The sequence below is a fragment of the Sphingomonas kyeonggiensis genome (genome assembly GCF_014196745.1).
Lineage (GTDB): Bacteria > Pseudomonadota > Alphaproteobacteria > Sphingomonadales > Sphingomonadaceae > Sphingomonas > Sphingomonas kyeonggiensis.
Genome location: NZ_JACIEH010000002.1, coordinates 650,219 through 670,392, shown reverse-complemented (window position 1 = coordinate 670,392; position 20,174 = coordinate 650,219). Strand labels below are relative to the sequence as shown.

The window sequence follows — 20,174 nt, the reverse complement described above, 5'->3', positions numbered from 1 at the left end:
AAACTCGGAAACGCGTGTTAACGCACGCGGGTCCAGGTCTGGGTACGGCAGAACGGCTTGAACACGCAGCCACGCAGGTTGAGCGTGTCGTTGCCCGACATGGTGATCTCGGCGCTGTAGGTCTTGCCGTCCTCGGCATTGTAGATCTTGCCGCCGTACCAGCCGGCACCCTGCAGCTTGAAGCCGCCCAGGATCTGCAGCCCCATCAGCCGGCGGTTGCGCAGCGAGGTGTCGCTGTTCCGGGCGTCGGCGAGATTGGGATTGGTGCGCAGCTTGTCCGATCCGACGATCTTGCCGCAGATCGAGGCGCCGCAACGCGAGATCTCGACGATACCGTTATGGACGGGGGTCTTCCAGCGGCCGACCACGGCGTCGCCGGACTGGGGTGCAGGGGCGGCTGCGACGGCGAGCCCCAACAACAAAGCCAACATAGGCATACTCTCCTCGAGGGGTCTCCATGCCGCACTCTGCCGGGCGGTCATGGGAAGGAACGGTATCGCCCTTTCGAACGCGACACCGCTGGAGACTCCCTAGGTTCCCAAAACCGGGTATGCAATTAGGTTCTGATTTGAAACGGAAAAGCCGCAGATGCCGTAGCGGCAGTCCGCCGCGCCGATCAGGCCTGAAGATCGAGTTTGGCGAGCTCGACTCGGACACGCACCTCGATGTCCGACAGGATCGAGGCCAGTACGGGATCGTCGGAATGCTGGAAGCTCTCCGACCATTCGACGATCTGCTGCAGCCGCTCCGGCGCGACCACGCCCGCGACCAGCTCGCGGTGGAGCCCGTCGAGCATGTCGACGCCACGCTGGGCGTCGACTGCCTGCTTGCGGCGGCGCTCGATCGCGGGATCGGCGGCGGCGAGCGTGACGAGCATCGCGACCGAGGGGTTGAGCGCCTGGGCGGCGTTGGTCCCCTGGGGTACGGGCGCCGGCGCGGCGGGCAGTTCGCCCTCCTTCACCGAGAAGCCGGACGCGACCTTGGGCAGCGCAGCCATCAGGCTGTTCAGCAGGGGCGCTTGAAGGTTCTCGATACGCACGAAATCTCGTCCTCGGGCACTTTTTGCCTACCTCTATCCTATAAGAGAATTATCGGAAATTTTCCACTTCCAGGGGTTATATGCTGCGCTTCGCCGCTCCCATGATCGCCCTGCTTGCCATGCTGGGCACCACGCCCGCCGCAATGGCGCAGACGCGCATCAAGGACGTGATCAATGTCGAGAACGTCCGCGACAACCAGCTCGTAGGCTATGGCCTCGTCGTCGGCCTCGCCGGCACGGGCGATCGCCTGCGCAACACGCCGTTCACCGAGGAATCGATGCAGGCCATGCTCGAGCGCATGGGCGTGAACATCCGCGGCACCGAGATGAAGACGCTGAACGTCGCCGCCGTCTCGATCACCGCCACGATGCCGCCCTTCTCGCGCGCCGGCTCGCACATCGACGTCCAGGTCTCGGCGCTGGGCGACGCGACCAGCCTGCAGGGAGGCACGCTGATCGTTTCCTCGCTGCGCGGCCTCGATGGCGAGATCTATGCGGTCGCCCAGGGCAATGTCGCCGTTTCCGGCTTCAAGGCGCAGGGCGCGGCAGCCAATGTCAGCCGCGGCGTGACCACCTCGGCGCGCATCGCCGGCGGGGCGATCATCGAGCGCGAGGTCCCCTATTCGCTGCTCTCCGCCAGCAGCCTGAAGCTCGCCCTCAAGAACCCCGACTTCGCCACCGCCGACCGCATCGCGGCGGCGATCAACGCCAAATATCCCGGCAGCGCCACGGTGCTCGATCCGGCGACGGTGCAGCTGACTCCGGGCCAGAACTTCGTCGGCAACGTGATCGATCTGGTCACTCGCATCGGCGAGCTGCAGATCAAGGTCGACCAGCCGGCCCGTGTGGTGATCAACGAGGCTTCGGGCACCGTCGTGATGAACGCCGATGTCCGCATCACCCCGGTGGCGATCGCCCAGGGCGGCCTGACCATCACCGTGACCGAGAGCCCGCAGGTCTCGCAGCCCGCGCCCTTCTCCAACGGCCAGACCACGGTGGTGCCGCGCACCAACGTGCAGGTGAACGACGGCAACGGCGCCAGCCTCGCCATGGTCGACGGCGCCAGCCTGCAGACGCTGGTGAGCGGGCTCAACACGCTGGGCGTCAGCCCGCGCGACCTGATCACCATCCTTCAGGCGATCAAGACCGCCGGCGCCCTCCAGGCCGATATCGAGGTGCAGTGATGCGCGACGTGACTTCCGTGCAGGGGCCGCAGCTCCCGCCGCAGGCGGCGACCGGTCCCAAGGCCCCCGAGTCCAAGGCCGACGCCAAGAACCGCGAGACCGCGAAGAATTTCGAGGCGGTGTTCCTCGGCCAGATGACCCAGATCATGCTCGAGAGCGTGCCGCAGGGCGATGGCGAATTCTCCGGCGGTCACGGCGAAGAGATGTTCCGCGGCATCATGGCCGAGAAGCTCGGCGCCTCGATCGCCAACCGGGGCGGGATCGGCCTGGCGCCGGTCGTGCTCGACCAGATCATCAAGCTCCAGCAGGGTAACAAATAATGACCGAGCAGCTCATCGACGCGATGGTGTCCCTCACCCACATCATGGAGGAGGAAAGCGAGCAGCTGGCCAAGGCGCCCTATTTCCCCGAAATGCCCGAGATCGCCCAGGTCAAGCTGCGCCTCACCGGCCGGATCGAGGCCGAGGTGGCGCGGATGAAGCGCGAGGCGCCGGACGACTGGGCCGAGCGGCTCGCACCCGAGGCACGCGAGCAGCTCGCCGAGGCGAGCCGCTGCCTGCGCGACGCCTCGAGCGTCAACGCACAGATTCTCAAGCGCCAGATCGAGCTCTCGACCGACATGATGGGCGCGATCGCCGCCGAGGCGCAGCGCCTGACTGGTACCCGCAACACCGTCTATGGCGCGTGCGGCGGCCTGGCGGCGAGCGAGGCCCCCGCCCCGATCTCGATCAACGCGCGGCTGTAAGCGGCGCCAAAGTTCCCAAGGGTCGCGATACCCACCGGGCTCGCCACAAACGGGCTTCGGTGGGTTTCTGGCGTTTCGGCCAACTAAAAGCCCTCTCCCGCTTGCGGGATCATCAGGTCGGTCATGCCCCCGGCATGACCTAAACAGCGCGGGGCGCTGTTTACCTGATGATGGTTGGGTGAGGGTGCAAGCTGGGTTACTCTGCCCAGGTGCCCGCGATACGGCCCACCAATCCGCATGCCCGGCGCCTGCGAAAAGAGGCGACCGATGTCGAGCGCCTGCTCTGGCCGCGCTTCGCAACCGCCAGCTCGATAGCCACAAGTTCCGCTTCCAGGCGACGATCGGTCCGTTCGTCGTCGATTTCCTGTGCGTGGAGAAGCGGCTGGTGGTGGAGCTGGACGGTAGCCAGCATGGCGAACAGGTAGATCGGGAACGGACGACCTATCTGGAACGCGCCGGCTATTCGATGGTGCGGTTTTGGAACAGCGATGTGATCGAGAATTTAGACGGGGTGGTGGAGGCCATTCGGCTCAAGCTAGCGGCAATGCCTGGCGCCCAGCTCTCACCCTCACCCAACCCTCTCCCGCAAGCGGGAGAGGGCTAAGAAGAGAGGGCTAAGACAAAGAAAAGGCCCGCGATCGCTCGCGGGCCTTCTCGTTTCCTCAACCGAAAGAAGCGCTTAGCCGCCCTTGCCCACCGCGGTCTTCAGCATGCTGATCTGCTTGCGGTACAGGTTGGTCATCGCGGTGAAGTCCGCCTGGACCTGGCCGAGCTTGAGCAGCTGGTCTTCGAGCGTGACGTTGTTGCCGTCGGGCTTGGTCTCGCTGATGTCCTTGTCGAGCACGATGCCGGCGCCGGCCGGCTGGATCGCGCCCAGGCCCTTCATGCCCGCAGTCAGCTGCACGCGCGGCTTGGCGATCGTGATGCCGCCGCTGCTGCCGACCAGGTCGGAGAAATCGGCGTCCTCGACCGTGCGCGCCTTGAAGCCCGGCGTCTCGCTGTTGGCGATGTTCTGGGCGATCACGCGCTGGCGATCGGAGAGATTGTCCATCTGGCGGCGGATGCCGGCGAGGATCGGAGGCATGTCCATGCGATCAGAATCCGTAAGAGGAAGGAGTGGAGCTGGTCAGGCGATCGAGCGCCGCCTGATAATTGGCGAGCTGCGCGTTGACGATCGCGGTGCTCTGCGTGCCGGTGGCGGTATTGCGCTTGGTGCCATCGACCAAAGTCGTCTTCGCATCGTCCCAATAGAGCGAGCGATAGGCGGTCTGGGTCATCGAGATCGCGTCGTTGATCTTGCCGAGCGCGACCTTGGCCATGTCGAGGTTGGTCAGGCTGAGCCCTTCGCCGAGATCGAGGCCATAGCTGCCGCCCGGGCGGACCTTGGGCGCGTTGCTCGAGACCGGAGCCTGGGTGGCAATGCGCTGCGGATCGATGCCGAGCTTGGCCAGCGCGTCGGTTTCGCCGGTACCGGGCAGAAGCTGAAGCGAATGCCCCGCCTTCATCGTGATGCGCAGCTGCTGGACGCCATCGACCGTGGTGGCAGTGACGCTGCCCTTCGACGCGCCGAGCATGCCCGACATGCGGGTGGCGATCGACTGGAGCGTATCGTCGGCGAGGATGGTCAGCTTGCGGACCGCGCCGTCATCGGCCTTGAACGAGAAATAGTCGCCGGCCTTGAGCCCGGTCTGCGTGGTCACCTTGCTCGAGGCGACGGCGTTGATCGTGCCGCGGCCGAAGCCCAGCGCCGAGACCGCGCTGGCGCCGCCGGTGTCGGCAGAGATGCGGACCGGCTCGGTGCGCAGCAGCGCCTGGCCGAACTGGGTGGTGTTCTCGACAGCGCCGGTCGACGCGTCGATGCGGGTGACGAAGCCGTCGGTCGGGCCGCGACGGGTCGTCGCCAGATCGCCGGTGGTGCGGCCGCCGGCATAGAGCTCGCCGTTCATGAAGGCGATGCTGTCAACCTGATCGTCGGCCGAGGAGCCGATATAGGTGGTGCTGGCGTTCGACAGATTGGCGTCGATCCGCGTGACGAAGCCGTCGCGGTTGCCGCTGATCCCGTTGACCTGGCTGCCCGAGAGCGCGCTCGAGGTCGCGCCACCCACGCCGATCGTGCCGTCATCGGCGACGGCGAGCACGCGTGCATCGGCGGCGCCCAGGCTGATGCTGCCGAGATCGGTGCCGAGCGCCCCGCCCTGCATCTTCATCAGCTCGGCATTGCCGTCATGCGAGACGAGCGCGAGGACGTTGCCGTCATTGTCGACCGCCAGCGCGTTGACGCTGTCGCTGCCCGCACCGGTGATGGTGCGGCGCTCGGCGATCTTGCCGCTGGTATCGATGCGGGCGATGAAGCCGTCATTGCCGGTGGCGATGCGGCCGCCGACATAGATCGAGCCGTCCGCACCGACCGCGACCGACTTGGCCACGTCGGTGCCGCCGGAACGGACCACGGTGGAGAATTTCTCGTCGCCGTTCGCCGCATATTTGGCGACGACCATGTCGCCATCGGTGGAAGCGCCGCCGAAGCTGCCGGTGACGGTGCCGGCCACGACGATGCTGCCATCGGCCCCGAGGCTGACCGCCGCGCCGGTCGACGAGCCGGTGGCGCCCAGGCTGCGCTGCCACACGACATTGCCCGCGCCGTCCACCTTGGTGAGGAACAGGTTGTTGTCGCCGTCCGACAGGTTCGCGCCAAGGTCGCCCTTGGTGGTGCCGACGATATAGCTGTTACCCTGCGCATCGGTGACGACCGAGGCGGCATCGGTATTGGCGTAGACGTTGCTCGTCTCGGTCTTGACCGTCTTTACCTTGCCATCGAGATCGGTCGTGGTCGTGGTGACGGTGGTCGTCTTCTTGGCCGCGACATTCTGCGCGGTCGCCTGGCGATCGAGCGCCTGGATCGTGCCCATCGCAGTGCGCGTGTTGGCGCCGGTGGGATCGTCGAGACGGAAGAGCTGGGTCGAGCTGGGCGCGTCGAGCGCGGTCTGGCCGGTCGCGACGACGATCGCATCCTTGGCGTTGGTCTGGTCGAGCGTGACCTGCTCGATGCCCGTCGGGTTCGACAGGCTGAAGCCCCACTTGCCGCTCTCGTTGGTGACCTTGAAGGTCGATTTCCAGCGCGGCACGGTATTGCCGTTCGCATCGAGCTGCGGCGTGCCGTCGGCCTGGAGATTGGGGATCGCGCCGATCGCGGCGTTGAACTGGGCCGCGACGGAATCGAGCGTCGGCGGCTGCGGGCCGGTCGACAGATCGACATTGACCGTCTGCGCAGCGGCGCCCGGCTTGCTCAGCGTGATCGAGAAGGTCTCGGTGCCGGTGAGGCCCGGGATCGCATCGGTGCGCGCCTTGACCAGGCCCTTGCCCTCGGTCGCATAGACGTCGGTCGCGGCGAGCTTGTTCGACGTCGCGGTCGAAGCCGGCTTGCCATAGGCGAGCTTGACCAGGTCCGACGGCGCAGTGCTCAGATAGGTCTGGAGATCGTCCAGCCCCTTGAGGAAGGTCTTCTGCAGCGCGGCGCGCTGGGCATCCGAAGTCGTCTTGGAGCTCGCCGTCTCGGCCAGCACGCGCAGCTTGTCGAGCGCCTGATAGGCGGTGAAGCTGGTCTGGATGTCCTTGGGAAGATAGCTGCCGCTGCTGTCGGTGGTCGCGGGCGTGATGATCGTGCGCAGCGCGGTGATCGAGGCGACCTGGCTGGCGTTGACCGGCAGCGCAGTGCCGCTCTTCCACGGCGCGACGGTGGCCGCGGTGGTGAACGCCGCCTTGGCCGCGCGCACGGCCTTGCTGTCATAGGTGATCGCGGAGACCGCCGAGGTCATCGTCGAACTCGACCCCGTCAGAATACTTAAGCCGATCAGACTACCAGATAAATTAACCGTCATCGCGCTCCGCCTCGCTTTGCTCGGTTCTATAATAGAGGGAAAGCCGCCCCCATCCGTGTGTACGGGCGCAATTTTTTCGCGAGGGAAACGAAAAAAATGACCGTGATGGCGCCGATTGCCGAACCGCCCGAACTGAAGCGCTTCAGCGGCCCGCAGCGCGCAGCCGCGCTGATGCTGGCCCTTGGCAAGGAGCATGGCGCCCCGATCTGGGAGCAGCTGACCACCGACGAGGTGAAGGAACTGTCCTCGACCATCGCCGGGCTCGGCCGGATTCCGGCGCCGGTCGTCGAGCATCTGCTCGTCCAGTTCACCAGTGAGATCGCCTCGATGTCGTCGATGCACGGCAGCTACGAGACCACCGAGCGCCTGCTCGCCGGCATCCTGCCGAGCGAGAAGGTGAAGGAAATCATGGAGGACATCCGTGGTCCCTCGGGTCGCACGATGTGGGACAAGCTGTCCAACGTCTCGGAAAGCGTCCTCGCCGGCGCGCTCAAGCACGAATATCCGCAGACCGTGGCGGTGATCCTCTCCAAGCTGCGCCCCGACCATTCGGCCCGCGTGCTCGCCGAGCTGCCGCGTGAATTCTCGGTCGACGTGGTGATGCGTATGCTGCGCATGGAGACGGTCCAGAAGGACGTGATCAACCAGGTCGAACAGACGCTGAAGAGTGAGTTCATGACCAACCTGTCGCGCTCGCAGAAGCGCGATCCGCACGAGGCGATGGCCGAGCTGTTCAACTCGCTCGACCGCTCGACCGAGGAAGCGATGCTCAACGCGCTGGACAACAGGGCGCCGGAAAGCGCCGAGCGGATCCGCGCCCTCATGTTCACCTTCGAGGACCTGGGCAACCTGCTGCCGCCGGCGATCGCCGCGATCGTCCGCAGCGCCGACAAGCGCCAGATGGCGCTGGCCCTGAAGGGTGCCCCGGACAGCCTGAAGCAGCTGTTCTTCGGTGCAATGACCGAGCGTGCCGCCAAGCTGCTGCGCGAGGACATGGCGGGCATGGGCCCGGTGCGTGCCCGCGATTGCGAGGAAGCACAGTCGGCGCTGGTGCGCCTGGCCAAGGACCTGGCGGACCGCGGCGAGATTCTGCTCGTCGACCCCAAGTCCGACGATGCGATGATCATCTAAGGAACATAGCCGATGAGCATGCACGCCCATGTGAATGTCGAGCGTTTCGGTTTCGACCGCATCTTCGCGGTGCCGCCGGGCAAGGGCGGGCCGATCGGGCCCGACGCCACGCTCGAGGTCGCGACGCTGCGCGCCGAACTGGCGCTGCTGCGCGCCGAGCAGGAATCGTCGCTCGCGCTGGCGCGGGCTCAAGGCTACGAGGCCGGGCTCGCCCAGGCGCGCAACGAGCGCGAAGTGGCGCTGCTGAGCGCGGTCGATGCGTTGCAGGCCGGGATCGAGGGCATCGAGGCCCATTTCGGCCAGGTCTCCGAGCGGGTGACTGGCGAGGCTGCCGAAGTGGCGCTCGCCGCCGCCGAGCTGATCGCCGGCCGCGCGCTCGAAGTGGCGCCGGGCCTGGCGATCGACGAGGCGATCGGCCGGGCGCTCGGCCAGGTCGCGCGCGGCACCGAGCTGCAGATCCGCGTCCATCCCGACCTGCTCGACGATATCGAGGGGCGCATCGCCGACCGCCAGTCGCGCGATCGCCGCAAGCTCAACCTGATGGTGGTGCCCGACGAGACGATCCCGGTGGGCGATGCCCGTATCGGTTGGGAAGAAGGCGGCCTCGCCCTCGACGCCACCGCGCGCCGCGCGGCAGTCCTCGGCGAGCTCGAGACGCTGCTCAAGGCGGCGTAAGCTCTCCAACTGAACATCCGTCATCCCGGCGAAAGCCGGGATCTCAGGCGGCAGGCGTACGGCCCGCGGCACGAGATCCCGGCTTTCGCCGGGATGACGATTCTGAGGAAAAGCGCGTGGGTAGAACCCACTAGGCAAAAATTTCCCCCGGCAAAAACTGCCGCCTCCCCCACCCCTCTATAATGATCGCAAGGGGCATCCGCCTCACCAGTTCTACCCAACGGGGCGACATTGGAAGCGATCAAAAACCTGGTGGGCCAGATCGGCCCCAAGCGGCTGATGCTGATGGGAGGAGTGGCGCTCGCGCTGCTCGCTGCCCTGGCCTTCGTCGCTACCCGCGGCTCGAACCCGAGCATGGGCTATCTCTACACCGACCTCGATCCCTCGGCCGCTGCGGCGATCACCGAGAAGCTCAAGGCGCAGAATGTCGAGTTCCAGCTCTCGGCCGACGGCACCTCGATCATGGCGCCGCAGGACAAGCTGGCCGAGCTCCGCATGGGCATGGCCGGCGAGAAGCTGGGCGGCAAGATCGGCTATGAGGTGCTCGACGAGGAGCAGCCCTTCGGCGTCTCCGCCAGCCGCGCCAAGATGAACGAGACCCGCGCGGTCGAGGGCGAGCTGGCCAAGTCGATCCAGACGATCCAGAACGTCAGCGCCGCCCGCGTCCATATCGTGATGCCCGAGCGCGCGATGTTCGCCGAGGAGAGCCGCAAGGCGACCGCGGCGGTCACCGTCAAGACGCGCGGCCGCATCCCGAGCGAGACCGTCGCCTCGATCCGCTACCTCGTCTCCTCCTCGGTCCCCGAGCTTTCGCCCGATGCCGTCTCGGTCGTCGACCAGACCGGCGCGCTGCTCGCCCGTGCCGGCGATCCCAGCACGGCCAGCGCCGGCGATGCCGACCAGCGCCAGCAGGCGGTAGAAGGCAAGCTGCGCGACGAGATCGAGTCGTTGCTCGAACCAATCGTCGGCCAGGGCAAGGTCCGCGCCGAAGTGTCGGCCCAGATCGACCGCGACCAGTCGCGCGAGGAATCGAACGTCTTCGATCCCGACAAGCAGGTGATCTCGCGCCAGGTGAGCGTGGAGACCGGCGAGCAGAACCGCGAGACCGACGCCGGTCAGCAGACTGCCTCGGTCGGCAACCAGCTGCCCGCCGCGCAGACCGCAGCCGCCAATGCGCCGGGCACCTCGCGCCAGTCGGGCAGCAACCAGACGTCTGAAGACACGACCTACGACAACAGCTCGACCAAGACGGTCACCGTCCGCACACCGGGCAAGGTAACCCGCCTGAGCGTCGCGGTGATGGTCGATGGCGGCGACAAGGGCCTGCCCCAGCCGCAGATCGACCGCCTGCAGCGCCTGGTCGAGAATGCCGTGGGCGCCGACACCCAGCGTGGCGACAGCGTCGTCGTCGAGAGCATGAAGTTCAACACCGGCGAGGCACCTGCCGACGCCACGACGAGCTTCCTCTCCTCGCTGCCGATGGACCGGATCTGGGGCCTGCTCCAGCTCGTCGTGATCGGTGTGGTCGGCCTTATCGCCATCCGCATGCTCAAGCCGAAGGTCGTCGCTCCGCTCGACGCCACCGAAGCCCAGGCCACGCTTGCCCCGACCCATTCGCCCGAGATGCTCGCGCTCGCCGAGCGCGCCGCGGACGGCGATACCGAGGCGATGGCCCAGCTCGAGGCGATGACCCCGGACGTGCCGCAGCTCGATCAGGAGATCGCGCTCGCCCAGGTCGACGGCCGCATCAAACTCTCCGCGCTCAAGCGCATCGGGGACGCGATCTCCGCCAGCCCGCCCGAAGCGGCCTCGGTGATCCGTCAGTGGATGAACGCATAGGACTGTGACCATGGATATCGAACCCCACGACATCATCCCGACCGAAACCACCGCGGACCAGCCCGCGCCCGTGTTCGAGGATTTCGACATCAACCCGAGCGGCGAAGCACCGCAGGGCACCGAGGGCCTCGAGGCCGTCCATGACGTGCCGGTGCGCGTACAGGCAGTGCTGGGCCGCGCCCGCATGCCGATCGGCGAGCTGCTGCACCTGGGCTCCGGCACCGTGGTCGAGCTCGACCGCCGCGTCGGCGAGCCGGTGGACATCTTCGTCAACGATCGCCTGATCGCCCGCGGCGAAGTCGTCCTGATCGACAATGCCCTCGGCGTGACCCTCACCGAGATCGTGCGGGCCGAGCATTGATGATGGGACCGATCCGGATGCTGCTGATCGGCGCGCCGGGCAGCGAATTTCGCCGCGCCGCCGAGCTGGCGCAGGGCGCCGGCGCCGAGGTCACCATGGCCGACGCGCCCGCGCCCGCCCTCGAGACGCTACGCGAGCAGGGTGCTGACCTGGTGATGATCGACGTGCTGGAAGACGCTGTCGGCTTCCTCGGCGACCTGCGCCGCGAGCGCTTCGTCGTTCCCGTGCTGGCCTGCGGCATCTCCGCCCCGGCCGAGCGCGCGGTGGCGGCGATCCGCGCCGGCGCCCGCGACTATGTTCCCCTGCCCCCGCAACGCGAGCTGATCGCCGCTGCCATCGCTTCGGTGGTGGAGCGCCAGGCCCAGGTGCGCATCGGCGGCCATCCCGTGCTCGAACGGGCCATGGCGCTGGGCGCCGCGGTCGCGCCGAGCGCCTCCCCGGTGCTCGTCACCGGCGGCAAGGGCAGCGGCAAGGAAATGATGGCACGCGAGATCCACCGGCTCTCGGGCCGCACGGACCCGATCGTCTCGGTCGAATGCGCCGGCGTCGCCGCCGACGTGCTGGAATCCGAGCTGTTCGGGCACGAGGCCGGCGCCTTTCCGGGCGCCGCCGCCCGCCGCGTCGGCCGGCTCGAAAGCGCCCGCACCGGCACGATCTTCCTGCGCGAAGTCGGCGCGCTGTCGCCGGCCACCCAGGCCCGGCTGCTCGCCGCGCTGATCGAGAAGCGCTTCCGCCGCGTCGGCGGCAATGAGGACGTCGTTTTCGGCGCGCGCCTGATCGCCTCGACCAGCATGGACCTGGAGCTGGCGGTGGAAGCCGGCAGCTTCCGCGAGGACCTGCTCGTCCGCCTGAGCCTAGCGCGCATCGAAGTGCCGCCGCTCACCGAGCATGGCGACGACATCGCGGCGCTGGCCGAGCATTTCGTCGAGCAGTTCGCCGAGGCCGACGGGCTCCCCGCCCGCCCGCTCTCGCCCGCCGCGATGGCCGTGCTGCGCGCCTATGGCTGGCCGGGCAACATCCGCGAGCTCAAGGAATGCATCCACCGCGCCGCACTGCTGGCGCGCGGGAACCGCATCGAAGCCGAGGACCTGACCCGCGCCGACGGCTCACCGCTCGAAGCGATCGTGTCGCTGCCCGCGGCCGACGGCCGGATCGAAGTCGACAGCCTGATCGGCCGCACCGTGGAAGAGGTGGAGCGCGAGCTGATCCTCGGCACGCTGGAGCGCTGCCAGGGCAACCGCACTTCGGCCTCGAACATCCTGGGCATCTCGGTGCGCACGATGCGAAACAAGCTGCGCACCTTCATCGAAGGCGGCATCGCCGTGCCGCCCGCGGCATGAGCCCGCGGCCGCTCTTCGCCATCCAGAGCCTCCGCCTGCCCCAGGCGGAGGCTGACCTGCCGCAGGGCCTGCCCAACGCAGCGCTCTGCCATCGCTTCACGCTCGGCCAGTCGCCCTCGGCGCCGGCCAAGGCTGTTTGGAAAGCTCGCCCCTGATGCCTCCCGTGATCGTCAACTTCCTGCAGAAGATCGGTGCGAACCGCGACATGGCGCTCGCGGGCGGCGTGATCGCGATCATCGCGATGCTCATCCTGCCCATCCCGGGCTGGCTGCTCGACCTGGGCCTCGCCCTGTCGATCACCGTCTCGGTGATGATCCTGATGACCGCGCTCTTCATCGAGAAGCCGCTGGAGCTCAGCGCCTTCCCGACGATCCTGCTGGTCGCGACGATGCTGCGGCTCGGCCTCAACCTCGCCTCCACCCGCCTGATCCTGACCCACGGCCATGAAGGCCATGATGCGGCGGGCGGCGTGATCGGGGCGTTCGGCGAGTTCCTGATGGGCGGCGAGGTCATCATCGGCCTCACCATCTTCATCATCCTGATCGTCATCAACTTCGTCGTCATCACCAAGGGCGCCGGCCGTATCGCCGAAGTCGCCGCGCGCTTCAGCCTGGACTCGATGCCCGGCAAGCAGATGGCGATCGACGCCGACCTCTCGGCCGGCATGATCAACGAGGACCAAGCCAAGGCCCGCCGCGCCGAAGTGGAGGCCGAGAGCGGCTTCTACGGCGCGATGGACGGTGCCTCGAAGTTCGTGAAGGGCGACGCGATCGCCGGCCTGCTGATCACCGCGGTCAACATCGTCGTCGGCCTGACCATCGGCGTCGTCTCGCACGGCGTGCCGATCGGCGAGGCGTTCCACACCTATACCGTGCTGACCGCGGGCGACGGCCTGGTCAGCCAGATCCCGGCGCTGATCATCTCGATCGCCGCGGGCCTGCTCGTCTCCAAGGGCGGCGTGAAGGGCAAGACCGGCACCGCGCTCGGCGAGCAGATGGGCCGTTACCCCAAGGCCTTCGGGATGGTCTCGTTCCTGATGGGCGCGCTGGCGATCATGCCGGGCATGCCCTTCCTGCCCTTCGCCATCTTCTCGGCCGCCTCGGGCTTCGCCGCGTGGAAGATGAGCCGCAACGCCGCCGCCAAGGCCGCGATGGAGAAGCTCGCCGAGGCGCAGGAACATGCTGCCGCCGCGGTGGTCGAGCAGCCCATCTCGCAGACGCTGGCGATCGACGCCGTCCGGATCGAGATCGGCTATGCCCTGCTGCCGATGATCAACGAGGCCGAGCGCGAGCCGCGCCTCGACGACCAGGTCCGCGCGCTACGCCGCCAGATGGCGACTGATTTCGGATTCGTACTCCCCTCGGTGCGCATCATCGACAATATGGGTTTGAAGCCCAACGAGTACGTCATCACGATCAAGGAGACCGAAGCGGCGCGCGGCGAGATCCGCATCGACAAGCTGCTGCTGATCAATCCGGGCGGCGGCCCGGCCGGCCTGCCCGGCGAGCCGACCAAGGAGCCCGTGTTCGGCCTCCCTGCGCTGTGGATCGATCGCGAGCTGCGCGACGAAGCCGGCTTCCGCGGCCTGACCGTGGTCGAGTGCGGCACGATCATCACCACCCACCTGACCGAGCTGGTCAAGGAGAACATCGCCGACCTGCTCTCCTACACCGAGACGCAGAAGCTGCTCACCGAAGTCCACAAGGAATCGGAGAAGCTGGTCGCCGACATCGTCCCCAGCAAGGTCTCGGTCTCGAGCGTGCAGCGCATCCTGCAGAACCTGCTGTCGGAAGGCATCTCGATCCGCGACATCCCGACGATCCTGGAAGGCATCGCCGAGGCCGCGCCGCTGACCAGCAACCTGACCCAGATGACCGAGCATGTCCGCTCGCGCCTGGCCCGCCAGATCAGCGCGTCGCAGGTGCGCGGCGAGGCGATCCCGGTGGTCACCCTGTCGCCCGAATGGGACATGGAGTTCGCCGAGAGCATCCTGGGCCAGGGCGACGACCGCCAGCTGGCGATGGCGCCCTCCTCGCTCCACAAGTTCATCCAGCACGTCCGCGAGACCTATGACCGGCTGGCGCAGGACGGCGAGATCCCCTGCATGCTGACCAGCCCGGCGATCCGCCCGTTCGTCCGCTCGATCATCGAGCGCGTGCGCCCGGCGACGGTGGTGCTGTCGCAGAACGAGATCCATGCCCGCGCCCGCATCCGTGCGCTCGGGACAATTGGATGAGGTCCTGACCCGGTTGGTCGCGACCGTCCTATAAGGAATATTGCGGGCCCAGATGCCCGCCCATGAGGCGCCTGAATGCAGATAAACAATATCGGGCTCGCGGGTCTTCTCGGTGCAGGCGGTGCCAACCCCGGCACCGTGGGTACCGGCTTTGCACAGACGCTCGGGCTGATGCTCGGCACCCCGGCCAATCCCGCCGGGACACCCCTCGCCACGGGCACCGTCCCCGCCATGGGGGCCACGCCCCCACAGGCAGCCAATGACATGCTTGCTCCGGCCGCGTCGCTGAGCATGGCACAGCTGCTCACTACCGCAGCCCCGGCCGCTACGGCGACGGCGACGGCAAATGCGCCTGCAACGGCGATGCCCGCGCCGGCAGCCGATGCGCTGCCCGAGGGGCCCGCCGCGCCGAACGCCCAGGCGCCGACCGACGCCTTGCCGCTGGTGACCGAGGAACCTGCCGCCACCCTTCCCGCGACGCCGGACAAGCCGGTCGTCGAGAAGCCGCCCGTCGACGCGAAGCCCGCCAAGCCGGGCAAGCCGGTTGCGGAAGCGAAGCCCGCTATCGCCACGCCCGATGTCCCGGCCGAACCGACGGGCGAGGTGAAGGCCGAGGCACCGACGGAAGGCCCCAAGGCGCCGGTCAAGCGCGGCCCGCGTCTCGCCGGCGACAATGCCGAACTGCCGGCAGCCGATCCGGCCGTGATCCCGGCCGATGCGCCCGCCGCCGACATGGTCGCGGTCGCCGTCGTCCAGGCGCCGGTCCGGCCCGAAATCGCGGCCAAGCCGCAGCCTTCGTCCGGCCGCCAGATCGGCGAAGTCTCGACCGGCACCCGAAAGGCCGATGCCCGCACGGCTTCGGCGAACGCGCAGGGTGCCGAAGCGGCGACCGGCAACGACAAGATCGACGCCGCGACCTCGGCGATCGCCGGCAAGTCCGGCCAGAAGAACGACAATGCAGCCGGCGACGAGCGCGGCCAGGCACCGGCGTTCACGCTGCGCCAGGATGCAACTGCGGGGCCGACGCCCACGCATCACGCCGCCGAAGCCGCCCGCACCCAGACGGCATCCGCCGTGCCGGCCGCCGCGGAGTCGGTGATCGCCGCGCGTCCGGGCCATCTCGGCCAGCAGATGGGCGTCGAGATCGCGCGCAAGGTGGAAGCTGGCGAGGATACGCTTCGCGTCCGGCTGAGCCCGGAAAATCTCGGCAAGGTCGAGGTCACGCTGTCGTTCGACGATAGCGGCAAGATGCACGCCACGGTGCGCGCCGAAAGCGCGCATGCGCTCGACCTGCTCCGCCAGGACGCGCCGGACCTCAACCGCGCGCTCGACCAGGCGGGTATCCGCGCCGACGCGCAGAGCTTCCGCTTCGAGAGCCGCAGCGAAGGCGGCAATGGCCAGGCGCAGAGCCAGCAGGGCCAGAACCATCGCGGCGACCAGCTCGCCGGCAACGACGAACCCGAAACCACCCAGCCGGCCTATCGCGAGATCCGCGGTGACGGCCAGGTCGATCTCCTCGCCTAGGAGCGCTTCAGCATGACTACCGTCAATACGAACAACACCACCAACACGGCGAACAACACGGCCAATCCGAACAGCACGGGCCTGAACGCCGACTTCACGATGTTCCTGAAGCTGCTGACCACGCAGATGCAGAACCAGGACCCGCTGAGCCCGATGGACACCAGCCAGTACACCCAGCAGCTGGTCCAGTACTCGCAGGTCGAGCAGTCGATGGCGCAGACCTCGACGCTGAAGGACATCCTGTCGACGCTCGGCACGCAGAACCTGACCCAGGCCTCGTCGCTGATCGGCCGCGCGGTGGAAGTGGACTCGCCGGTGGCGGGCATGACCGACACCCAGGCGGCCCAGTGGAGCTGGACCGCGCCGCGCAACGCCACCTCGATCGTCGCGACGATCAAGGACTCCTCGGGCAAGGTGGTCGACACCCGCACCATCGAGGTCAAGGGCGACACCGGCACACTGGCCTGGGACGGGCTGACCTCCGACGGCAAGGAAATGCCCGCGGGCAAATACTCGCTGTCGATCAAGGCGACCGACGCCTCGGGCACCGAGATCACCAACACCACCGTGCACAGCATCGGCGTGGTGAACGACGTGCAGCTTGCCAACGGCTCGGTCCTGGTGACCGTGAACGGCAGCCAAGTGGATTCGAGCAAGCTCATCCGCATCGGCGTGGCGCCGGCCGCCGGCAATGGCGGCACGGGCGGCAGCTCCGGTGGCGGCAGCAACAGCGGCGGCACCAGCGGTGGCGGCACCAACAGCCAGACCGAGACCGGGGCATAGGGGTTTTCCTGAGGCGGGTCCGTTTGGGGCGCCTCCCCTCTTTTCCTATAATGAAAGAAGAGAGGCGGGCGGACGTATCAATCCCCTCGCGATCCGCTCGCCTCTCAGCCGGCGCCTCGGCGCCCTGTTTTCCTTTCGCTTAAGAATAGACGGGCCGGTTCCTCCTCCACCGGCCCGTCTTTTTTCGTGCGCGCGCGACGCGGCGCCGGCGGCGGCAGGGAGTGATCTCGTCCGGGCAAATGAAAACGGGGCCCCGAAAGGCCCCGTTCGTTGTTCTGTTCTGGGGAAGAATTATTCAGGCGTGCGCGGCACGCAGTACCGGCTGCGTGGGCAGCTGGATGATCTGGACCGGCGCCAGATCGACATCGCTCTCGGCGACGTCATAGCCGTCGAGCACGCAGCCCGGCAGCGCGACCGGCGCGGTGAGCATCGCGATGCACTCGGCGATCGACGGATCCTCGCGCGGACCGATCGTGTCGAGCACGTCGGCAAGCGTCATTCCCGGAGCCGCCAGCGCGCGGTCGGCAGCTGCCGCCCAGAGCGCGCGTGCATCCTCCACCTTGAGGGTGAGCGACACCGTGAAGCTGCTCGAAACACCCGAACTGTACGCCATATCACTAACGACCATTTGTCTGCCCCTGACCCGTTCGTGTGAACTCGTATCTAGATGCCGCAAATGCGGCCCCCGGCGTAGTACGGGCAAGCCCGTATGTGGTTTTGCGGAATCAATGGACTCGCGCTTCGGCGCGGCGCCCGAGTTCGCGGGCATGCGCCGCGACCAGGCAGAGCTCGGCATAGAGCCGGTCCCAGAAGGGCGCGGGGATGTCCAGCGCCGGACCGCCCGACTGGTTGAGCGCGAGCTGCGCGCAGGGATCGAGCCCCAGGCGGAAGCGGGTGGCGAACACGCCGTCGATATGCTCGTCCGGAAGCTCGTGCGGCACGGCCAGGCGCGCCGACATGATATAGCCCGACAGCACGTCCACGCCGTAGCCGTCGAGCATGATGCGCGGCCGGCCGGTGATGTCCGGACGCTCGAGCACGACGAGCGCGCCCGAGGGATGTTCCTCCACGCTCACCTGCAGACGGCCGCCGAATGCGTCGGTTATCTCTCTGATCCTGGGAAACAAGACCTATTCTCCTCTTAGGATCATTATAGAGGCATCAACCAAGATAGACGTGCGAACGCGCCGAAACCGACCCAATGGGCACAAAAAAAGGAGGCCGGGACTTGCGTCCCGGCCTCCTCGTCAGGGCCATAGACTCCAGGGAAAAGTCTGGCCTTAACGGAACAGCGACGTGATGGTCGACGGCGCCTGGTTGGCGATCGACAGAGCCTGCACGCCGAGCTGCTGCTTGACCTGAAGGGCCTGCAGCTTTGCAGATTCCTTCGCCAGGTCGGCGTCGACGAGGTTGCCGATGCCGCCTTCGATCACGTCCGACAGCTTGCTCGTGAAGGTCGACTGGGCGTCGATCTTGCGCGAGGCAGCGCCGAGCGTGCTCAGGCTGGTCTTCAGGTTGCCCTGGGTGGTGGTGATCGTGTCGATCATCGCCTGAGCAGTCGCCTGGGTGCTGATGGTGGCGCCCGAAGCGATCGTCACGGTCGAACCGCCGAGGTCGAGGCCCTGGTTCGCAACGCTGAGCGAATCCGGATCCCAGGTGGTCGAGGCGCTGTTCGAGTCCTGCAGCGACTGCAGAGCCGTCACGGTGCCACCACCAGCCTTCAGCAGGTTGGTGCCGTTGAAGTCAGACGACTTCACGATCGTGGTGATCTGGTCGCGCAGCGCAACGAAGTCGCTGTTGAGCGCGTCACGGGTCGCCGTGTCGATGCCGGCGTCAGCAGCCTGGTAGGCCTTTGCCTTCATCTGGTTCACGACGTCCGAGATCTGCTCGGCGCCAGCCACCGCCACGTCGGTCACGCTCTTGGCGCGGCTCAGCGACGAGGAAACGGCGTTGAGGCCGCCCATGTCGCCACGCAGGCCCTGAGCAATCGTGTACGAAGCCGAGTCATCCTTGGTCGACGCAACCTTCAGGCCGGTGTTGATGCGGCTCTGAACCTGCGACAGGCCCTTGTTGGTCTCGTTGAGGCTCTGGAGAGCCGCCATCGCACCGACGTTGGTGTTAACCGAAAATGCCATTGTAAATTCCTTCTTGGATCAAGGGCTGCTTCTGCGGCCCGAACCGGAGACGCCGGTTCGCGACGAGAGCATGATCGGTATGCCCCGCACTTCCATTGTGGGAAGAATTATAGGAGGACCAAAATTGTCCTGCGAATTTAAATGGTTACCGAAAGGTTAATGGAGGCTTCGGGTCCGTTGCCCCTGCCATTCCAGGCACTTAGCGCCACCCGTCATCGCGGCTAAGTCGGGATTTCAGGGGTTAGCCCTACCCCGTCATCCCGGCGAAAGCCGGGATCTCAGGCGATGGCGCGGGACGGGAGCCGCACGAGATCCCGACTTTCGTCGGGATGACGATTTGGGGTGATAGGAAGGCTGCATCTCCCTCTCCCCGCTGGCGGGGAGAGGGTCGGGGAGAGGAGCATGGGCAAGCGTCCTCGACAGCCCCTCTCCCTGCCCTCTCCGCTTCAGGAGAGACCGAGAAACGAAAATCGCCCCGCAGCACGGGCTGCGAGGCGATCCTCTTGCGTTGCTAGACGGCTCAGAAGGGGAAGAGCGCGTCGTAGATCTGCTGGCCCCAGCGCGCCTGCTGCGCGTCGGTGAGCTGGCCCTTGCCGCCATAGATCACGCGTGCCTCGGCAATCTGTGAGTGGCGGATGGAATTGTCGCGGGCGATGTCCTCCGGCCGGATCAGGCCGGTGATGATCAGCTCGCGCATCTCGAAGTTCACGCGGACCTCCTGGCGGCCCTTGATCATCAGATTGCCGTTGGGGAGCACCTGGGTGACGATGGCGGCCATCGTCATGTTGATGTTCTCCGAACGCGCGGTGGTGCCGCCGCCGGCATATTTCGAGCCCGAATTGGTCTCGAGCGCCGCATTGGCGTCGGCGCCGAGCAGCTTCTTCACCGGGCTGATGCCGAGCAGGCCGCCCAGGCCGCCGCTCTCGCTGCCGCCGCGGGTGCGCGAGGTGTTGTTGCCCAGGTCCGCCTTGTCGGCGATGTTGATCTTGATCGTCAGGATGTCGCCCAGCTTGTTCGCGCGCTGATCGCGGAACAGCGCGCCGGCGCCGGTGCGGAACAGCGAGGCGCTGCCTCCCGATTGCGGCTGCTGCTGCATCGCCACGGTGCCGTTGGTCGTCGCACCCCGGATACGCTCCGACGGCATCGCCAGCGACGGCTCGATCTCCGGCGCCTCGACCGGCTGGATCTCCGAGAGCTTGGGGGCCTTGCCCACCTGCTTCAGGCGCCCGACGGCGCCGCAACCCGAAAGCGTGGCGGCCATCGCCGCAATCAGAATGATCTTACGCATGCTACTTTCCCTGTAA

At 67.1% G+C, this 20,174-nt stretch carries 21 protein-coding genes; 13 read left to right on the top strand and 8 right to left on the bottom strand.

Annotation, left to right across the window (positions count from 1 at the left end; translation table 11 throughout):
* Positions 1–17 precede the first annotated feature (17 nt).
* A complete protein-coding gene (locus GGR46_RS12120) occupies positions 18–431 on the bottom strand; it encodes a DUF2147 domain-containing protein (RefSeq protein WP_183998010.1) in 414 nt (137 codons plus the stop codon).
* 185 nt (positions 432–616) lie between these two features.
* The gene (locus GGR46_RS12115; RefSeq protein ID WP_183998008.1) at positions 617–1,039 is read right to left on the bottom strand and encodes a flagellar assembly protein FliX; all 423 of its coding nucleotides are present in this window, start codon (positions 1,037–1,039) and stop codon (positions 617–619) included.
* 101 nt (positions 1,040–1,140) lie between these two features.
* Here GGR46_RS12115 and GGR46_RS12110 point away from each other — a divergent pair, with 101 nt between their 5' ends.
* Genes GGR46_RS12110 through GGR46_RS25420 form a run of 4 tightly spaced genes read left to right on the top strand, consistent with a single transcriptional unit; the run spans position 1,141 to position 3,572 of the window.
* Positions 1,141–2,223 (top strand): flagellar basal body P-ring protein FlgI, encoded by a 1,083-nt coding sequence (locus GGR46_RS12110; protein ID WP_246426048.1) that lies wholly within the window; start codon positions 1,141–1,143, stop codon positions 2,221–2,223.
* Positions 2,223–2,543 carry a rod-binding protein gene (locus GGR46_RS12105; RefSeq protein WP_183998004.1) on the top strand — a complete coding sequence of 107 codons (321 nt, stop codon included), beginning with the start codon at positions 2,223–2,225 and terminating at the stop codon, positions 2,541–2,543. Before GGR46_RS12110 ends, GGR46_RS12105 begins: the two co-directional genes overlap by 1 nt.
* Positions 2,543–2,968, top strand: a complete 426-nt coding sequence (locus GGR46_RS12100) for a flagellar protein FlgN (protein ID WP_183998002.1) — start codon at positions 2,543–2,545, stop codon at positions 2,966–2,968. Before GGR46_RS12105 ends, GGR46_RS12100 begins: the two co-directional genes overlap by 1 nt.
* Positions 2,901–3,572, top strand: coding sequence for an endonuclease domain-containing protein (locus GGR46_RS25420; RefSeq protein ID WP_246426047.1), 672 nt, complete (start codon positions 2,901–2,903; stop codon positions 3,570–3,572). Before GGR46_RS12100 ends, GGR46_RS25420 begins: the two co-directional genes overlap by 68 nt.
* Positions 3,573–3,647: 75 nt before the next feature.
* On the opposite strand, the gene GGR46_RS12090 is transcribed toward GGR46_RS25420, so the two are convergent.
* Both GGR46_RS12090 and GGR46_RS12085 read right to left on the bottom strand, forming a co-directional pair.
* Positions 3,648–4,058: a flagellar basal body protein gene (locus GGR46_RS12090; RefSeq protein WP_183998000.1), complete on the bottom strand. Its 411-nt coding sequence runs from the start codon at positions 4,056–4,058 to the stop codon at positions 3,648–3,650.
* Between the two features lie 4 nt (positions 4,059–4,062).
* On the bottom strand, positions 4,063–6,783 hold the full coding sequence (locus GGR46_RS12085; protein ID WP_246426046.1) for an NHL repeat-containing protein: 2,721 nt from the start codon (positions 6,781–6,783) through the stop codon (positions 4,063–4,065).
* A 159-nt stretch (positions 6,784–6,942) separates the two neighbouring features.
* Here GGR46_RS12085 and GGR46_RS12080 point away from each other — a divergent pair, with 159 nt between their 5' ends.
* The 9 genes from GGR46_RS12080 to GGR46_RS12040 all read left to right on the top strand — a co-directional run bounded on the left by GGR46_RS12080 (position 6,943) and on the right by GGR46_RS12040 (position 16,735).
* The gene (locus GGR46_RS12080; protein ID WP_183997996.1) at positions 6,943–7,977 is read left to right on the top strand and encodes a flagellar motor switch protein FliG; all 1,035 of its coding nucleotides are present in this window, start codon (positions 6,943–6,945) and stop codon (positions 7,975–7,977) included.
* 12 nt (positions 7,978–7,989) lie between these two features.
* Positions 7,990–8,652: a FliH/SctL family protein gene (locus tag GGR46_RS12075; protein WP_183997994.1), complete on the top strand. Its 663-nt coding sequence runs from the start codon at positions 7,990–7,992 to the stop codon at positions 8,650–8,652.
* Positions 8,653–8,883: 231 nt separating this feature from the next.
* On the top strand, positions 8,884–10,491 hold the full coding sequence (gene fliF / locus GGR46_RS12070; protein ID WP_183997992.1) for a flagellar basal-body MS-ring/collar protein FliF: 1,608 nt from the start codon (positions 8,884–8,886) through the stop codon (positions 10,489–10,491).
* Positions 10,492–10,501: 10 nt separating this feature from the next.
* Positions 10,502–10,852: a flagellar motor switch protein FliN gene (fliN, locus tag GGR46_RS12065; protein WP_183997990.1), complete on the top strand. Its 351-nt coding sequence runs from the start codon at positions 10,502–10,504 to the stop codon at positions 10,850–10,852.
* A complete protein-coding gene (locus tag GGR46_RS12060; protein WP_183997988.1) occupies positions 10,852–12,192 on the top strand; it encodes a sigma-54-dependent transcriptional regulator in 1,341 nt (446 codons plus the stop codon). Before fliN ends, GGR46_RS12060 begins: the two co-directional genes overlap by 1 nt.
* Positions 12,189–12,347, top strand: coding sequence for a hypothetical protein (locus GGR46_RS12055; protein ID WP_183997986.1), 159 nt, complete (start codon positions 12,189–12,191; stop codon positions 12,345–12,347). The genes GGR46_RS12060 and GGR46_RS12055 overlap by 4 nt, the downstream gene beginning before the upstream one ends.
* Positions 12,347–14,428 (top strand): flagellar biosynthesis protein FlhA, encoded by a 2,082-nt coding sequence (gene flhA, locus GGR46_RS12050; protein WP_183997984.1) that lies wholly within the window; start codon positions 12,347–12,349, stop codon positions 14,426–14,428. Before GGR46_RS12055 ends, flhA begins: the two co-directional genes overlap by 1 nt.
* 75 nt (positions 14,429–14,503) lie before the next feature.
* Positions 14,504–15,952: a flagellar hook-length control protein FliK gene (locus GGR46_RS25725; protein WP_183997982.1), complete on the top strand. Its 1,449-nt coding sequence runs from the start codon at positions 14,504–14,506 to the stop codon at positions 15,950–15,952.
* A gap of 12 nt (positions 15,953–15,964) precedes the next feature.
* Positions 15,965–16,735, top strand: coding sequence for a flagellar hook assembly protein FlgD (locus GGR46_RS12040; RefSeq protein WP_183997980.1), 771 nt, complete (start codon positions 15,965–15,967; stop codon positions 16,733–16,735).
* A 295-nt stretch (positions 16,736–17,030) separates the two neighbouring features.
* Here GGR46_RS12040 and GGR46_RS12035 read toward each other — a convergent pair whose 3' ends face one another.
* The 4 genes from GGR46_RS12035 to flgH form a co-directional block, all read right to left on the bottom strand.
* The gene (locus GGR46_RS12035) at positions 17,031–17,363 is read right to left on the bottom strand and encodes a hypothetical protein (protein ID WP_183997978.1); all 333 of its coding nucleotides are present in this window, start codon (positions 17,361–17,363) and stop codon (positions 17,031–17,033) included.
* Positions 17,364–17,460: 97 nt separating this feature from the next.
* Positions 17,461–17,862, bottom strand: coding sequence for a hypothetical protein (locus GGR46_RS12030; protein ID WP_183997976.1), 402 nt, complete (start codon positions 17,860–17,862; stop codon positions 17,461–17,463).
* A 153-nt stretch (positions 17,863–18,015) separates the two neighbouring features.
* The gene (locus tag GGR46_RS12025; RefSeq protein ID WP_183997974.1) at positions 18,016–18,870 is read right to left on the bottom strand and encodes a flagellin; all 855 of its coding nucleotides are present in this window, start codon (positions 18,868–18,870) and stop codon (positions 18,016–18,018) included.
* Positions 18,871–19,390: 520 nt separating this feature from the next.
* Positions 19,391–20,158, bottom strand: coding sequence for a flagellar basal body L-ring protein FlgH (flgH, locus tag GGR46_RS12020; RefSeq protein WP_183997972.1), 768 nt, complete (start codon positions 20,156–20,158; stop codon positions 19,391–19,393).
* Between the last annotated feature and the right edge of the window lie 16 nt (positions 20,159–20,174).

Bases quoted from the DNA above. Each gene is read 5' to 3' on its own strand.
- GGR46_RS12120 (WP_183998010.1), bottom strand. From the start codon at position 431: ATGTTGGCTTTGTTGTTGGGGCTCGCCGTCGCAGCCGCCCCTGCACCC.
- GGR46_RS12110 (WP_246426048.1), top strand. From the start codon at position 1,141: ATGATCGCCCTGCTTGCCATGCTGGGCACCACGCCCGCCGCAATGGCG.
- GGR46_RS12105 (WP_183998004.1), top strand. From the start codon at position 2,223: ATGCGCGACGTGACTTCCGTGCAGGGGCCGCAGCTCCCGCCGCAGGCG.
- GGR46_RS12100 (WP_183998002.1), top strand. From the start codon at position 2,543: ATGACCGAGCAGCTCATCGACGCGATGGTGTCCCTCACCCACATCATG.
- GGR46_RS25420 (WP_246426047.1), top strand. From the start codon at position 2,901: ATGGCGCGTGCGGCGGCCTGGCGGCGAGCGAGGCCCCCGCCCCGATCT.
- GGR46_RS12090 (WP_183998000.1), bottom strand. From the start codon at position 4,058: ATGGACATGCCTCCGATCCTCGCCGGCATCCGCCGCCAGATGGACAAT.
- GGR46_RS12085 (WP_246426046.1), bottom strand. From the start codon at position 6,783: ATGACCTCGGCGGTCTCCGCGATCACCTATGACAGCAAGGCCGTGCGC.
- GGR46_RS12080 (WP_183997996.1), top strand. From the start codon at position 6,943: ATGACCGTGATGGCGCCGATTGCCGAACCGCCCGAACTGAAGCGCTTC.
- GGR46_RS12075 (WP_183997994.1), top strand. From the start codon at position 7,990: ATGAGCATGCACGCCCATGTGAATGTCGAGCGTTTCGGTTTCGACCGC.
- fliN (WP_183997990.1), top strand. From the start codon at position 10,502: ATGGATATCGAACCCCACGACATCATCCCGACCGAAACCACCGCGGAC.
- GGR46_RS12060 (WP_183997988.1), top strand. From the start codon at position 10,852: ATGATGGGACCGATCCGGATGCTGCTGATCGGCGCGCCGGGCAGCGAA.
- GGR46_RS12055 (WP_183997986.1), top strand. From the start codon at position 12,189: ATGAGCCCGCGGCCGCTCTTCGCCATCCAGAGCCTCCGCCTGCCCCAG.
- flhA (WP_183997984.1), top strand. From the start codon at position 12,347: ATGCCTCCCGTGATCGTCAACTTCCTGCAGAAGATCGGTGCGAACCGC.
- GGR46_RS25725 (WP_183997982.1), top strand. From the start codon at position 14,504: ATGCAGATAAACAATATCGGGCTCGCGGGTCTTCTCGGTGCAGGCGGT.
- GGR46_RS12040 (WP_183997980.1), top strand. From the start codon at position 15,965: ATGACTACCGTCAATACGAACAACACCACCAACACGGCGAACAACACG.
- GGR46_RS12035 (WP_183997978.1), bottom strand. From the start codon at position 17,363: ATGGTCGTTAGTGATATGGCGTACAGTTCGGGTGTTTCGAGCAGCTTC.
- GGR46_RS12025 (WP_183997974.1), bottom strand. From the start codon at position 18,870: ATGGCATTTTCGGTTAACACCAACGTCGGTGCGATGGCGGCTCTCCAG.
- flgH (WP_183997972.1), bottom strand. From the start codon at position 20,158: ATGCGTAAGATCATTCTGATTGCGGCGATGGCCGCCACGCTTTCGGGT.